16 protein-coding genes, 1 tRNA gene and 1 other RNA gene are annotated in these 12,740 nt (G+C 60.7%); 4 read left to right on the forward strand and 14 right to left on the reverse strand.

Annotated features, from left to right (window positions below):
• Positions 1 to 300 precede the first annotated feature (300 nt).
• Positions 301 to 1,347, forward strand: coding sequence for a DNA (cytosine-5-)-methyltransferase (dcm, locus tag XANALMUS060_RS18715; RefSeq protein ID WP_082065117.1), 1,047 nt, complete (start codon positions 301 to 303; stop codon positions 1,345 to 1,347).
• Positions 1,348 to 1,358: 11 nt separating this feature from the next.
• Here the strand turns inward: dcm and vsr are convergent, their stop codons facing one another.
• The 3 genes from vsr to XANALMUS060_RS22115 form a co-directional block, all read right to left on the reverse strand.
• Positions 1,359 to 1,730, reverse strand: a complete 372-nt coding sequence (gene vsr / locus XANALMUS060_RS18720; protein WP_235430487.1) for a DNA mismatch endonuclease Vsr — start codon at positions 1,728 to 1,730, stop codon at positions 1,359 to 1,361.
• A 31-nt stretch (positions 1,731 to 1,761) separates the two neighbouring features.
• A complete protein-coding gene (locus XANALMUS060_RS22110) occupies positions 1,762 to 3,327 on the reverse strand; it encodes a hypothetical protein (RefSeq protein ID WP_235430485.1) in 1,566 nt (521 codons plus the stop codon).
• Positions 3,328 to 3,449: 122 nt separating this feature from the next.
• Positions 3,450 to 3,779 (reverse strand): ATP-binding protein, encoded by a 330-nt coding sequence (locus tag XANALMUS060_RS22115; RefSeq protein WP_235430486.1) that lies wholly within the window; start codon positions 3,777 to 3,779, stop codon positions 3,450 to 3,452.
• Positions 3,780 to 4,115: 336 nt separating this feature from the next.
• On the opposite strand from XANALMUS060_RS22115, the gene ffs reads away from it, so the two are divergent.
• Positions 4,116 to 4,212: signal recognition particle sRNA small type (gene ffs, locus XANALMUS060_RS18725), an RNA gene on the forward strand.
• A gap of 144 nt (positions 4,213 to 4,356) precedes the next feature.
• Here the strand turns inward: ffs and XANALMUS060_RS12930 are convergent.
• Genes XANALMUS060_RS12930 through XANALMUS060_RS12955 form a run of 6 tightly spaced genes read right to left on the reverse strand, consistent with a single transcriptional unit; the run spans position 4,357 to position 8,120 of the window.
• Positions 4,357 to 4,782 carry a molybdenum cofactor biosynthesis protein MoaE gene (locus XANALMUS060_RS12930; protein ID WP_045738782.1) on the reverse strand — a complete coding sequence of 142 codons (426 nt, stop codon included), beginning with the start codon at positions 4,780 to 4,782 and terminating at the stop codon, positions 4,357 to 4,359.
• 3 nt (positions 4,783 to 4,785) lie between these two features.
• Positions 4,786 to 5,031: a MoaD/ThiS family protein gene (locus XANALMUS060_RS12935; RefSeq protein WP_045738783.1), complete on the reverse strand. Its 246-nt coding sequence runs from the start codon at positions 5,029 to 5,031 to the stop codon at positions 4,786 to 4,788.
• Positions 5,028 to 5,546: a cyclic pyranopterin monophosphate synthase MoaC gene (moaC, locus tag XANALMUS060_RS12940; RefSeq protein ID WP_045738784.1), complete on the reverse strand. Its 519-nt coding sequence runs from the start codon at positions 5,544 to 5,546 to the stop codon at positions 5,028 to 5,030. Before moaC ends, XANALMUS060_RS12935 begins: the two co-directional genes overlap by 4 nt.
• Before the next feature lie 35 nt (positions 5,547 to 5,581).
• Positions 5,582 to 6,616, reverse strand: coding sequence for a GTP 3',8-cyclase MoaA (gene moaA, locus XANALMUS060_RS12945; RefSeq protein WP_045738818.1), 1,035 nt, complete (start codon positions 6,614 to 6,616; stop codon positions 5,582 to 5,584).
• Positions 6,613 to 7,371, reverse strand: coding sequence for an MBL fold metallo-hydrolase (locus tag XANALMUS060_RS12950; protein ID WP_045738785.1), 759 nt, complete (start codon positions 7,369 to 7,371; stop codon positions 6,613 to 6,615). The genes moaA and XANALMUS060_RS12950 overlap by 4 nt, the downstream gene beginning before the upstream one ends.
• A complete protein-coding gene (locus XANALMUS060_RS12955; protein WP_045738786.1) occupies positions 7,371 to 8,120 on the reverse strand; it encodes a 3-deoxy-D-manno-octulosonic acid kinase in 750 nt (249 codons plus the stop codon). Before XANALMUS060_RS12955 ends, XANALMUS060_RS12950 begins: the two co-directional genes overlap by 1 nt.
• A 20-nt stretch (positions 8,121 to 8,140) precedes the next feature.
• Between XANALMUS060_RS12955 and XANALMUS060_RS12960 the strand changes: the two genes are divergently transcribed.
• Positions 8,141 to 9,190, forward strand: coding sequence for a glycosyltransferase family 9 protein (locus XANALMUS060_RS12960; RefSeq protein ID WP_045738787.1), 1,050 nt, complete (start codon positions 8,141 to 8,143; stop codon positions 9,188 to 9,190).
• A gap of 17 nt (positions 9,191 to 9,207) precedes the next feature.
• Here XANALMUS060_RS12960 and XANALMUS060_RS12965 read toward each other — a convergent pair whose 3' ends face one another.
• Positions 9,208 to 9,612, reverse strand: coding sequence for a DUF6165 family protein (locus XANALMUS060_RS12965; RefSeq protein WP_045738788.1), 405 nt, complete (start codon positions 9,610 to 9,612; stop codon positions 9,208 to 9,210).
• Between the two features lie 140 nt (positions 9,613 to 9,752).
• A tRNA-Ser gene (locus XANALMUS060_RS12970) sits at positions 9,753 to 9,844 on the reverse strand.
• A gap of 209 nt (positions 9,845 to 10,053) precedes the next feature.
• Between XANALMUS060_RS12970 and XANALMUS060_RS12975 the strand changes: the two genes are divergently transcribed.
• A complete protein-coding gene (locus tag XANALMUS060_RS12975) occupies positions 10,054 to 10,758 on the forward strand; it encodes a PP2C family serine/threonine-protein phosphatase (protein ID WP_045738789.1) in 705 nt (234 codons plus the stop codon).
• 76 nt (positions 10,759 to 10,834) lie between these two features.
• On the opposite strand, the gene dnaQ is transcribed toward XANALMUS060_RS12975, so the two are convergent.
• The 3 genes from dnaQ to XANALMUS060_RS12990 are packed head-to-tail and all read right to left on the reverse strand — an operon-like array spanning position 10,835 to position 12,734.
• On the reverse strand, positions 10,835 to 11,572 hold the full coding sequence (gene dnaQ / locus XANALMUS060_RS12980; RefSeq protein WP_045738790.1) for a DNA polymerase III subunit epsilon: 738 nt from the start codon (positions 11,570 to 11,572) through the stop codon (positions 10,835 to 10,837).
• A gap of 26 nt (positions 11,573 to 11,598) precedes the next feature.
• Positions 11,599 to 12,057 carry a ribonuclease HI gene (gene rnhA / locus XANALMUS060_RS12985; protein WP_045726946.1) on the reverse strand — a complete coding sequence of 153 codons (459 nt, stop codon included), beginning with the start codon at positions 12,055 to 12,057 and terminating at the stop codon, positions 11,599 to 11,601.
• 17 nt (positions 12,058 to 12,074) lie between these two features.
• Positions 12,075 to 12,734 carry a hypothetical protein gene (locus XANALMUS060_RS12990; protein ID WP_045738791.1) on the reverse strand — a complete coding sequence of 220 codons (660 nt, stop codon included), beginning with the start codon at positions 12,732 to 12,734 and terminating at the stop codon, positions 12,075 to 12,077.
• Positions 12,735 to 12,740 lie beyond the last annotated feature (6 nt).

Genomic DNA, 12,740 nt, shown 5'->3' on the forward strand with positions numbered 1-12,740 from the left:
GCAAGCCCCTGATAAATCAGGGGGGGGGGCGTAAAAACTGGCTGCAGCAGCGCAAGTCGGAACACACGACGCCTATGCGCATTCCTCATCATCTCGTCCGAGCTCCCTCCGGCCTTTGGTCGTATCGCCAACGTGTCCCGGTCGATGTGCAGCCCCTCGTGGGTCGGCAGACCCAGCCTTACCCACTCGCCGCTTTGCCAATCTCTTCCGGAGCGCTCAAAGGGCACTGCACGGCGCTACAATCAGCGGGTCTATGAGCATCGCTCTGAGCATTAGGCTTGAACCGGAGTCAATGGAAACATGCAAGAAATCCCTGTCGCCTGCGTTGACCTCTTCTGTGGGGCTGGTGGTCTTACCCATGGACTGAAGCGCCAAGGAATTCGGGTGAGAGCGGGCATTGATGTTGACCCTGCTTGCCGGTTTCCGTATGAGCACAACAACGCCGGCGCCAAATTCTTGAAAAAGGATGTCGAATCCCTTAGCTCGGCAGACATTAATCGTCACTTCCTAAAAAGCAAATATTCACTATTGGCTGGATGCGCTCCGTGTCAGCCGTTTTCGACATATACCAAAGGAAAAGACACCTCCAAAGATGCCAAATGGGGACTTCTTAAGTCGTTCGCACGACTGGTAAAAGAAATCCAGCCCGACTTGGTAACAATGGAGAATGTCCCACAGCTCCCCACTCATGAAGTGTTCCAAAAATTCCTCGAAGCGTTTGATGGATACCATATTTGGCATGGGGTGGTCGATTGCCGAGAATATGGAATACCTCAGAAACGCCGACGCCTTGTTTTCTTAGCATCTCGACTTGGCAGCATCAAACTTATAGATTCAACACATTCGCGGAAGCATAAAACCGTTAAGGATACCATTGGCGATCTACCTGAACTATCTGCGGGCCAGACCGACATTAAAGACCCGCTTCACACGGCAGCCAGCCTTAAGGAAATAAATCTCAAAAGAATCAGGCAGTCCAAACCTGGGGGAACGTGGGCAGATTGGGATAGCGACCTGGTAGCGGATTGCCACAAAGAAGAGTCTGGCAAGACTTTCAATTCCGTCTATGGACGGATGCGCTGGGATCAGCCTGCGCCAACGATGACCACTCTGTGTTATGGGTTTGGTAATGGAAGATTTGGTCATCCCGTGCAAGACAGAGCAATTTCACTTAGAGAAGCAGCAATCTTTCAAACATTTCCGAAGAGCTATCAATTCACGGAAAAGGGCCACCCCATTCACTTCAAGACGGTGGGCAGACTGATTGGCAACGCCGTTCCTGTCCGTCTTGGCGAAGTCATCGCAATGAGTTTCCGCCAACACCTCAAAGAATTAAACCTACTTTGACAACAGAGACATTAAAGGAAAAGGATTTCCTTTAGGCGATTGCGCAACAACTCTTGATTGCGAGTTTCGCACTCCCAAATCACCTCTACCCTCCACCCTAGCGACTCTAGCTCCTCGGACTTGCGCGCATCTCTGTCTACATTTCTTCGAAATTTTTCCAACCAAAAATCAACATTAGTTCCGGGAGTAGATGCCAATCGACACCCTGGATGCCGATGCCAGAAGCACCCATGAACAAAAACACAGAGCTTCCTGGAGGGAAACACTATGTCCGGGCGACCAGAAAGACTCTTCTGATGTAACCTAAACCGCGCGCCCAACGCGTGAGCCGCTCGACGGACAATCACTTCGGGAGAAGTGTTTTTTTGCCTCACCGAGCGCATCAACGCGCTTCGTGCGTCCTTTGAAAGTGTATCAGCCAATGCTTTCAATCAGGTCCGAAAATGAGCCCAGGCCTTTAGTCTTATCGAGGTACTCTTGATAAGCAGCTAGTGCTTGCGAGACAAGCTCCTCGTATGTTTTAACACGCGAACCATTGGATATCGCATCCATCTGTTTTTTATACCTCTCCACGTTACTATCCTGCTCTGGCAGTCTATTACCTAAAACAAAGATAACTTCAATGTCTGGAGTAGAACCATCTTTAACTACGCCATGGCTAGCAAGAAGTCGCTTCAACTCATCCACATATTGCATACCCTGAACAGCCAACTCGGCAAGAGTAACTTTCCGCTTTGCCCTTTTTAATTCGACGATAATATGCTTTCCAGCGGCGGTCTTGTAAGTAATGTCAAATCGCCCACTCGACGCTGCTTCGTCCTTTTCATTTTTTGGGTTGGGGAATAATTTCTTAAATTGCTTTTCGATATTTTCGCTACCTGTAGCCCTCTCCCAGGAAGGGTCCAGAAGCCACAAGCGGTCAAATAGCAACTGCTGGATTACCTTTTCCTTTTCATTTTTCTCAACAGCATCTCTTACTAGATTTATTTCGCCAAGCCTGCCCTTGACAATGTCGCGATAAACACCCGCTTCCAACGCATCCTGATCAGCAAACAACTTAATTAACGCGGTATCGCTAAGTGAAACAGCCTCGGCTAACTCCGCCGTCCTCCCCTTTAGCTTCATTCGCTCGAAGCCGAATATGGAATGCTTCAAAACTTCAACCTTTTCCGACTCAGCCAAAGCCAAACGCTCAACCGCTCCGATCAGCTTTTTGGCATCTTTCTTGTGGCGCTCGTCACCTAGAGATTCTATCCACTTTCTGACTTGGGGATATTTATCCTCGACCACCTCAGGATCGTCCAGAGAACGCCACACGCTCCATTGCGCCTCCAATCTATTCAATATTGATTTCAAATAAGATTGAAGATGAACATAGCGCTCATCGTCCTCGATCAGGCGCTGCCTATCACTTGTCGCCATATCGGCATCGCCATCGTCTAAAAAATCGACATCAATTTGGCCAGTCAAATATTTAGTATAATGCCTGCCATCATTAAAGTTGGCCAATATGTTTTCTTGAAAAAGCCTTCCTCGTGCCAACACAACAACACCATTTAAGTTCCCAGAAGCCTTCTCTAAATCTTTAGGTTTATGCGAGGTACCAACCCACCCCTTTACCTTCCAATCACCCGTCCAACCTTCAAGCCTTTCGGGCAGCTCGGACTCTCGCTTGGCCGCGCACCAGCCCGGCTTTTCCCAACTCCCGATAGTCCAAATGTATTGCAGGACTTGAAGGTCGCCGCGATCAACCCCTGTTATCTCAACTCCGTCCAAGAACACTCTGAACTCATCTGTCCCGATAACCGAAAAACGCCGGGCAAGCCTATCTCGGAAATTAGGCCGGCGGAACCTCTCCATCTTTAGCTCAGTGAGGACAATTCTTGTCCCCTTTTTTGGAATAAGCTCCGAAGCGTCGCGCACATCCGGATGATATGGTTTTTTGCGCTTCTTGGCGGCCCTGATGCCGGCGGTCGTCATCAAAAGGCCAGACTTTTGGATTCTTGCTTCTCGAATAGACTTCAATACTGTCAGCAATGGAAAAAGGTGCGAGTTTCCCGACTCCCTTACGCCCCATCACGGGCCGTCCTCCAGGGGTCAAGTCACCACCGGGCTGCTCCCGCTTGCGATAGATAGCCGACTGTCAAGAATTTTTCGTTGATGTCCTTTGCCGTCATGCCAAATCCATCATCGGTCACGACGATCTTTCCCGTTTCGAGGTCAACATCTATTCGAACCTCTTTGGCATCGGCATCCCATGCGTTAGCCACCATCTCCGTCAAGACTGCAGGAACGTTGCTGTAAAGATTTCCCGCTAGGTGGTCAAGAACACCCAGCTCAATTTGCAAGGTGTACTTCTTGCCCGACGAAGCACCTCCCCCTTGTCCTGAGGATTTGGTGGCGGCTCCTTTTTTTGCAACTTTCTTCGACATTTCCGTTCCCTCGTTGCAAACCTTTTTCGTTGCGAGCTGAGTGGGTGTTCCTGCCTGCGGGCTGGCCTCGTCTCGGCACCACGCTCCTGTTCGTTGACCCCAGCAGATTACGCTAGCGCCGCACCCTGCGTGAAGCTACAATTGCGATTCACAAGTCAGGCCACATCCCTGGTTTGCGTGCTGTAGGAGAGTCAGTACGTTCGAGCGGGATCACTACCTGCCCTCTCTCCGCCAGTTTCCCCGCGCTGCCCCTGCGCAGATTCCTTCGCTTCCTGCGCAGGAATTCCTAACGGGCAAGAACCGCGCTGCTGGCGCGGTTTCGTCTCTATGGTGGCCCCGTCGGCCCCTCGCGACGCTAGGTCGAAAACCCCGCCAGGGCCGGAAGGCAGCAACGGTATCGATCGACGCGGGCGCCGAGGTCAGCCGGCGGGGTCGCCACCCCTCCTTCGATTGTTCGCACTCTCGCATCGCCGAGCGTCTGGCTTGCTGCACCATCGCATCATCGAGCATCTCGCTTACTGCACGCTCGTACATCAGCCAGCAACTGCGGCATGCACGGTGCGCCCCGCCGCTCGCGCTATGCAGGATGTAACCAGCCCGCGTCGCCGTCGCGGTAGCGTTCGTGTTTCCAGATCGGCACTCGCGCTTTGACCTCGTCAATGACATAGCGACAGGCGCCAAAGGCGGCATCGCGATGCGCCGCCACCACGCCCACCCACACGGCCAGGTCACCGATCACCAAGTCACCGATACGGTGGACGCAACGCAGGTCGAGAATGGCGAAGCGCGCCAGTGCTTCGTCAACGATACGCTGGCCTTCGACTTCGGCCAGGGCGGCATAGGCTTCGTAGCGCAGGCCATCAACGGCGCGGCCGTCGTTGTGATCGCGTACCCAGCCTTCGAAGCTGGCATAGGCACCGGCCTGCGCATGTGCCAGCGGCGCACGCAACGCGACAGGATCAAGCGCGTGGTCGGCAAGATGGAAACGCGGCGCGGTGGACATCACTCAGCCTCCGGACACCGGCGGAATGAACACCACTTCCGCGCCATCGCGCAATACGTCGCCCCAATCGGCGAAGGCGCCATCTACTGCCACACGCAGACGTTGTGCAGGCCAGCGCAGGCCATGCCGCGCGTCGAGTTCGGCGTACAGCGCGCGCAAGTCGGGCGCGGCCGTGCGCACCTGCTCTCGATCAATCCCCGCCGCCTCGCGCAAGCTGGCGAAATACAGCACGGTCACCGAGGCGCTCATGCCACGCTCCCGACATCGCGCTTGCCACCACGTTTGCCGAGCAATCGCACCGGGCCGATGGTCATCGCGTGGGTCAAGGCTTTGCACATGTCGTAGATGGTCAACGCGGCGACGCTGGCGCCGGTCAAGGCTTCCATCTCCACGCCGGTACGATGCACGGTGCGCACGCGGCATTCGATCCGCAGCACCTGCGGCGAGGCCCAGTCGATGGCGAAGCGGCAGCCATCGATGGGCAACGGATGGCAGAACGGAATCAATTCGTGCGTGCGCTTGACCGCCAACGTGCCGGCAATCACCGCAGTCTCGACGATGCCACCCTTGGCGCTGCGCAACGCATCGGCACGCAATTGCGCGGCCACCGCCGCAGGAAAACGCACCCGCGCCTCAGCAACCGCCAAGCGCGCGGTGGCGGGCTTGGCGGAAACGTCCACCATCGCGGGCAGCCCCTGCGAATCCAGATGGGTCAGGGTCGGCGCCGATGCGCGCGCGGTGGTAGCAGAGATTTTCTTGGTCATGCCAGCAATTCCAGTTCTAGCGCGGCGCTCACCGCTCAACCACCGATCAGGAACATTTCGACGTGCTTGCCGCGCGTCGCCGTCGCGTCGCCGCGCAATTCGCTGTAACGGTCATTGCGCTGCTCCCATAAGTCGCGCACGCGTTCGGTCAGCGCCTGCTCGCCATCGGCCAACGCCGGCGTGAGATCGGCACCCTCGGCAGCGAACAGACAGGTATAAAGACGACCATCCGCCGAGACCCGCGCACGATGGCAGTCGCCGCAAAACGGCGCGCTGACCGAAGTGACGAAGCCAACCTCGCCACCGCCATCAGCGAAGGCATAACGCGTGGCGACTTCACCGGGATAGTGCGGCTCCAGGGCGTGCAGCGGCCAGCGTGCGGCAATGCGTTCGCGCAGTTCCGCAGCGGGCACCACCCTGTCGCGACGCCAAGCGTTGCACGTGCCAACGTCCATGTATTCGATGAAACGCAACACATGGCCGCTACCGCGAAAATGCGCCAACAGCGGTAAGACCTGCTCATCGTTGATCCCACGCTGGACCACGCAGTTGAGTTTGAGCGGGCCCAACCCGGCCGCAACGGCGGCATCAATACCGGCCAACACCTGCGCGACCTCGCCACGACCGCCGGATAGGTGCCGAAACACCCGCGGATCGATCGCATCCAGGCTGACCGTGACGCGCTGCAAGCCGGCGTCGCGCAAGGCCTGCGCGTGCGATGCCAGCAGCACGCCGTTGGTGGTCATCGCCAGATCCTCTACGCCCGCAATGCGCGCGAGCCGTCGCACCAATTCCGGCAGGTCGCGGCGCAGCAGGGGCTCGCCGCCAGTCAGGCGCAGCTTGCGCACACCATTGCGCACGAAGGCGCGTACCACGGTCTCGATCTGTGCGAACGACAGCCGCGCGGCCGCGTCGAGTCCGTAATCGTCAGGGACTTGATCGGCCGGCATGCAGTAGCCGCAGCGGAAGTTGCACGCCTCGATCACGGACAGGCGCAGATCGCGCAACGCACGCCCGCGCCGGTCCGCTGGCGTCGCGGACGCAAGCGGCGGACGCGGGGCGGCACTCATCCGGCCGGCACCTGCGACAAGCGCGGCGCGGGCAGTGCTACGCATTCACCAAGCCGCGCCACGCGATGGCCACGCGCGCGCAAGACCTGGGCATCTTCGGCGCTGGCGTAGTGGTAGAGCATCATCCTTCGCACCAGTTCGGCGGGATATTCACGTTCCAGATCGTCCACGCCAGTATGCGAGGGGTTGCCGTGAAGACCACAGTCGTGTGCGATCAGTTCGCCGTCGTCGGCATAGCGGTTGAGCATTTCCGGAATCGGCCGGGTATCCCCACTCCACACCAACGCGCCCGGCAGGCGCACGCCATAGGCCGTCTCCGGCCAGTGATGGCGTACTGGGAAGACCTGCAGACGCACGCCGTCGTGCCAGAACGCCTCACCGACCGCGATCAACTGAAACGCGTCCCAGAAGTTGGCGCCGCCCTCGGCCAACACGTTCGGGTAGTCGGCCACGCGGCGGTGCAGCAGCGGCAGCACCGGCGCGGGCACGTACAGGCGCACCTTGCCGCGCCGTTCGGAGAAATAGCTATCCACGAACAGGCGCTCGAACCCGGCCACGTGATCCAGATGCACATGGGTGACGAACAACGCCTGCGGCATAGCGCCGTAGTGGGCCTGGTAAGCACTCAGGCCCTCGCCGCCGCAGTCGATGCTCAGCCACGGCCGGGCGTCGCGCTCGATCGTGGCCATCGGCGAACCCAGCTGCACCGCCGAGGCGTTGCCCACGCCCTGGAAACGCAGCGCCCAAGCGCTCATCAGCAACCGCGCTCCCAGGCCAGGTCGTAGGCGCGACGCAGACGTTCGTAGTCCTTTTCGACCACATTGATGCCACGCTCGCCGCGCAGCTTGAGCAAGGAGCGATGCAGGCGCTTGAGATTGCGCTCGCGCCAGCCGGTGGCAGGAATGCGCAGCACGCTGCGGTCGAAATCGATCAACCAACCGTGACCATTACCGTCGAACAAGATGTTGTGCGCGTTGAGATCGGCATGATCCAGGCCAGCGCGATGGAAGCGCGCGATCAATCGCCCGGCCTCCTCCCAGGGCGCGCCACGGCCAGCGATCAATGCGCGCTCCGCCAGGGAGCAGACATCCTCCAGCCGCTCCATCAACAGCGCGGCACGATAGCGCGTGCCCTGCCGCAGGTAGCAGGCCGCCAAGGGTTTGGGCACCGGCAGCTTGCGCGCGATCAGCGCGCGCATCAGGCGGAACTCGGCGAAGCTGCGGGTGCGGTGGGCACCGCACCACAGGTAGCGGTCGCGACTGAGTTTGGCGACCAAGCCGCCACGGCGGTACTGACGCAGCACGCAGGCGCCGAACGGGGCATCGATGAACCATGCGCCTCCGCGCCCACCCGCATCCACCGGACGTGCGCGCTCGGCCCAGGATGTCGCCGAGAACAACGCCGGCTCGGCTTGCCGGAGTCGTTCGCGGTCGAACAAAATGGCGCCATAGCCGCGACCCTCGCGGTACGGCGTCAGTGCTTCAGTAGCGTCGAATGCAGCCATCCTACGAGTCTAACAACACCATGCCGGCAATGCTCCCCTCGCTGTGCCTGTTGCGCTTGTCGGCGCTGGGAGACGTGACTCACGTCGTGCCACTGGTGCGCACGCTGCAGCACGCCTGGCCACAGGCACCGCCGTTGCACTGGATCATCGACAACGCAGGACTCAAGCTGCTGGACGGGCTGCCTGGGGTGGTCTTCCATGGCTACGACAAACGCAGCGGCCTGGCTGGCATGCGCGCACTGCGCCGCGCACTCCCGAGGCAAGGTTTCGATGCGCTGCTGCAGATGCAGGTGGCACTGCGCGCCAATGTGCTCTCGGCCTGTGTGCGAGCGCGCCGCCGCATCGGCTACGACCGCAGTCGCTCGAAGGATCTGCATGGTCTGTTCGTCAACGAACGTATCCCCGACCGCCCCGGCATCCATGTGCTCGACGCGATCGGCAGCTTCTGCGAGCCACTCGGGCTACGTCAGACGCAGGTGCGCTGGGACCTGCCAGTACCCGATGCGGCCCATGACTGGGCGCGTGCGCAATGGCCCGACGACGGCCGACCGGCGCTGCTGATTTCGCCATGTTCCAGCCATGAGCGCCGCAACTGGTATGCCGAGCGCTACGCCGCAGTCGCCGACCACGCCGTCGCGCAAGGTTGGCGGGTGGTGTTATGCGGCGGGCGCAGTGCGCTGGAGCGCAACACTGCCGACGCCATCATCGCAGCGGCGCGCACGCCGCTGCTGGATTTGGTCGGTCGCGACACGCTCAAACAACTGCCCGCGCTGCTGCAGCGCGCGGCGCTGGTGATGACGCCCGATTCCGGCCCTATGCACATCGCCAACGCCATGGGCGTCAAGGTGCTGGGCCTGCACGCGGCAAGCAACCCGCGCCGCAGTGGCCCGTACTCGGACATTCGCTACTGCGTGGACAAATACGATGCGGCCGCGCGCAAGTACCTGGGCAAGCCGGCCGAGGCGCTCAAATGGGGGCGCAAGATCGAATACGATGGCGTCATGGCGCTGATCGAGGTGGACGCGGCAATTGCCGCGTTCGAGCGCTACCGCGCCGATCACGGCGCCTGAGCTGTACGCGGCCGCACTCAAGCGGACGGAGTGCGGTAATCCTGATAGGACTTTTCTTCTACGTAGCGGGAACCCAGCGCCAGGTTGATTTCTTTTTTGATGCGCGCGCGTTCGTCGTTTTCGTAGTACACGCTGCGTGCCAGCTTGATGAATTCCGCATCGAAGGCCTGCGCTTTCTCTTTGATCCGGATCTCGTCTTCGATCACCCACAACCGCTCATTCACTGCCTTCAATTCCGCGCGTAGGCGCACGACATCGCCACCGGCAGCCGGATGCGCCATCCAGGTTTTCTCCAGCGCCGACAACTCCGCGTGCACATTGACCAGCTTGTCCGGGTCGGCGATGCGCTCGGACTTGATCTGCAGGATGGCGATCTTGTCGAGCAATTCGCCGAAAGACACGGGAACCAGAATTTCGGACATCACAGACACCCAATCGGCTAATGAAGAGCAGAAGAGTGTAACGGGCGAGCTTGAACGCCACATCGGCGCAGCATCGCGACCGCTCGGAACATATCACCACTCAACAACATAAAGGCCCCTGACGGGGCCCAATGCGCAACTGGCGGGAAGGGGGGGATTCGAACCCCCGAGGCGCTATAAACGCCTGCCTGATTTCGAGTCCAGGTACATTCAACCACTCTGCCACCTTCCCGGGTGGTCCCCGGCGGACCGGGGGCAAGCATCATACGGTTCCCACCGCGTGCGAACAAGCCATGCGCCGCCCGCGCTTGAGTACCCTCGGATCGGGCGAGGCCCATGAACCCCACCTGCGCCAAGCCGACACAGGCGATTGCCGGATGCGCGCGCGACCGCGATGATGGGGGTTGAACTACAAAAAGCCCGGCCAGCCACAGGCGCGCAATGATCGAATTCGGACACCTCACCCACCTCGGCCTGCGCCGCGACCTCAACGAGGACACCTACTACGGCGACAACGAGCTGGGCCTGTGGCTGGTGGCCGATGGCATGGGCGGCCATGCCTGCGGCGAAGTCGCCAGTGCGCTAGCGCGCGAGGCCATCGTCCGCGAAGTGCGCGGCGGTGCGACGTTGGCGCATGCAATCCGGATCGCCGACGAGGAGATCATCCACGCCGCGCGGCTCCGTCACGCCCCACTCCCGATGGGCACCAGCGTGGTCGCTACACATGTGCAAGGGAACCGCTTCGAAGTGGCCTGGGTCGGTGACAGCCGCGCTTATCTATGGCGCCACGGCAAACTCGCCCAACTCAGCCAGGATCACAGCCACGTGCAGGCGCTGATCGCGCAGGGCGTACTGACTGCGGAACAGGCAAGCGCGCCTCCGCATCGCAATGCGGTCACCCAGGCGCTCGGCATTACCGATCCACAGCATTTGAACGTGGCCTCGATGACCGGCGAACTGCGTCCAGGTGTGTGCCTGCTCCTGTGCAGCGACGGGCTGACCGAGCATGTGGGCGAAGTGGGTATTGCCACTGCACTGGGCCACGACGACTGCAGCGCGCAGGAATGCGTGGACATGCTGGTCGCGGCGGCGCTGGACGACGGCGGTTCGGACAACATCACGGTCGTCTTGGTGCGTTGCCACTGAACGACGCAAGCCGCGACACGTTCCCCACACCAGCGCACACACGGCGACCGTCACGCGACGGCCTGCGCTCAGTTCCTCAGCCCGGCGTCGCCTCGGTCGACACCGGCTCGGCCGCATCCCACAGCGCGCGGCCAGCTTTTTTACGCAAGGTGTCGAGCCGCGCCTGGTGTGCCTCTAATTCGGAAGCGGTCGGCAGCACCTGCGGACGCGGCAACAACGTCGCCATGTCGAACGCCGCGCCATGGGCGTCGTTCTTGCCCGTCATCTCATCGACCGGGGCGAAACCGATTTCCTCCTGGCCGGAGGTCAACGCGATGTACACCTCGCACAGGATCTGCGCATCGAGCAACGCGCCGTGCAGTTGCCGATGCGTGTTGTCCACACCCAGCCGCTTGCACAGCGCATCCAGCGAATTGCGCTGTCCTGGAAAGCGCTCGCGGGCCAGCAACAAAGTATCGACCACACTGGCACGGTCGAGGATGCGCCCGTAGGACTCGCCCAGCCGCGACAATTCGTAGTCGAGGAAGCCCAGGTCGAACGAAGCGTTGTGGATGACCAACTCGGCACCGTCGATGAATTCCAGGAACTCATCGACCACCTCATGGAATTGCGGCTTGTCGGCGAGAAACTCCAAGGTCAGGCCGGTGACCTCTTGCGCACCCGTTTCGAAATCGCAATCCGGACGCAAATAACGGTGGAAATTGCGTCCACTGGGACGGCGTTCAAACAGTTCCACCGCACCGATTTCAACGACGCGGTTGCCCTTCTTCCATTCCAGGCCGGTGGTTTCGGTATCGAGGATGATCTGGCGCATAGGGCTCGTTGCAGGGAAAAGAGGGTTCAGGAGGCGACCGCGCCGCCACCGGCACGCACACGCAACGCTTGGTCGCGCGCCAGTTGATCGACCCGCTCGTTATCCGGGTCGCCGTTATGGCCCTTGACCCAGCGCCAGTCGATCGCGTGCCGCTGCGCGGCGGCGTGCAGCCGCTCCCACAGATCGCGATTTTTGACCGGATCGCCGCCAGCGGTCTTCCACTGCCGCCGCACCCAGCCCGGCATCCACTCGGTGATGCCCTGACGCACGTACTGCGAGTCGGTATGCAACACGATCTGGCAGGGCGCGTTGAGCGTCTCCAGCGCCATGATCGCCGCCATCAGCTCCATGCGGTTGTTGGTGGTGTGCGCCTCGGCACCGGCCACCTCGCGTTCCTGATCCTTGTAGCGCAGCAACGCGGCCCAGCCACCGGGGCCAGGATTGCCAAGACAAGCGCCGTCGGTATGGATATCAACAGTCTTCATGAGGATCCATTGGGAATTCAGATAGAAGCGACCGAGCCGCGCCAACGCAGCGGCGCGCGCAACGGAATGGGACCGATGCCAGCGGCGGTGCGCTTTTCCGCCTGCAACAGGCAGACCGCGCGCAGCGGTGCGGTCGATGCGATCGAGCCGGTCCCGGCGCGGGTCGGCCACACCGGTCCGAGATACCGCAGTTGCTCCAGGCATGGCAAGCCGGCCTGTTCGAGCAAGCCGCGCCAACTGCCTGGCGGTCGCGCCACCAGCCCCTGACGGCGCCAACGCAGCCGGTACGGACTCATCGCGTTGAGCACGAACAACCACAGCCGACCGCCGGGCATCAGCACCCGCTCGCACTCTTCCAGCAAGGCGAGCGCATCGGCGGCCAGCACGTGCTGCAACACGATCGCATTGACGCTCTCCGATGGCAGAGGCAACGGCAACCTGCAGATCAGGTCGCCCGCATACCCTTTTGCACTGCGATGCAGGCGCAGGCCACGCCCCGGCACCTCGCGCGACAGCGGCATCGACGGCAGCGGGGCCAGCCACAGCCAGGGCTGTGCGGGACGCTTGAGCAACGCCTCCTGGATCAGCGGTTGTTCAGCCTGCAGCAACACTTGTGCCCCGGCTGTATCAAACCAGGATGAGACATTGGCTTGACGAGGGCGTAGAACGGCGGGCATGGTGCT

Source organism: Xanthomonas sp. MUS 060, from assembly GCF_000963215.1.
In the GTDB taxonomy this organism is placed as follows: Bacteria; Pseudomonadota; Gammaproteobacteria; order Xanthomonadales; family Xanthomonadaceae; genus Xanthomonas_A.

Excerpts from the sequence above, each read along its gene's own strand:
- dcm (WP_082065117.1), top strand. The coding sequence starts at position 301 with ATGCAAGAAATCCCTGTCGCCTGCGTTGACCTCTTCTGTGGGGCTGGT.
- vsr (WP_235430487.1), bottom strand. The coding sequence starts at position 1,730 with ATGCGCTCGGTGAGGCAAAAAAACACTTCTCCCGAAGTGATTGTCCGT.
- XANALMUS060_RS22110 (WP_235430485.1), bottom strand. The coding sequence starts at position 3,327 with ATGACGACCGCCGGCATCAGGGCCGCCAAGAAGCGCAAAAAACCATAT.
- XANALMUS060_RS22115 (WP_235430486.1), bottom strand. The coding sequence starts at position 3,779 with ATGTCGAAGAAAGTTGCAAAAAAAGGAGCCGCCACCAAATCCTCAGGA.
- XANALMUS060_RS12930 (WP_045738782.1), bottom strand. The coding sequence starts at position 4,782 with ATGTCCACCGCGCCGCGTTTCCATCTTGCCGACCACGCGCTTGATCCT.
- XANALMUS060_RS12935 (WP_045738783.1), bottom strand. The coding sequence starts at position 5,031 with ATGAGCGCCTCGGTGACCGTGCTGTATTTCGCCAGCTTGCGCGAGGCG.
- moaC (WP_045738784.1), bottom strand. The coding sequence starts at position 5,546 with ATGACCAAGAAAATCTCTGCTACCACCGCGCGCGCATCGGCGCCGACC.
- moaA (WP_045738818.1), bottom strand. The coding sequence starts at position 6,616 with ATGAGTGCCGCCCCGCGTCCGCCGCTTGCGTCCGCGACGCCAGCGGAC.
- XANALMUS060_RS12950 (WP_045738785.1), bottom strand. The coding sequence starts at position 7,371 with ATGAGCGCTTGGGCGCTGCGTTTCCAGGGCGTGGGCAACGCCTCGGCG.
- XANALMUS060_RS12955 (WP_045738786.1), bottom strand. The coding sequence starts at position 8,120 with ATGGCTGCATTCGACGCTACTGAAGCACTGACGCCGTACCGCGAGGGT.
- XANALMUS060_RS12960 (WP_045738787.1), top strand. The coding sequence starts at position 8,141 with ATGCCGGCAATGCTCCCCTCGCTGTGCCTGTTGCGCTTGTCGGCGCTG.
- XANALMUS060_RS12965 (WP_045738788.1), bottom strand. The coding sequence starts at position 9,612 with ATGTCCGAAATTCTGGTTCCCGTGTCTTTCGGCGAATTGCTCGACAAG.
- XANALMUS060_RS12975 (WP_045738789.1), top strand. The coding sequence starts at position 10,054 with ATGATCGAATTCGGACACCTCACCCACCTCGGCCTGCGCCGCGACCTC.
- dnaQ (WP_045738790.1), bottom strand. The coding sequence starts at position 11,572 with ATGCGCCAGATCATCCTCGATACCGAAACCACCGGCCTGGAATGGAAG.
- rnhA (WP_045726946.1), bottom strand. The coding sequence starts at position 12,057 with ATGAAGACTGTTGATATCCATACCGACGGCGCTTGTCTTGGCAATCCT.
- XANALMUS060_RS12990 (WP_045738791.1), bottom strand. The coding sequence starts at position 12,734 with ATGCCCGCCGTTCTACGCCCTCGTCAAGCCAATGTCTCATCCTGGTTT.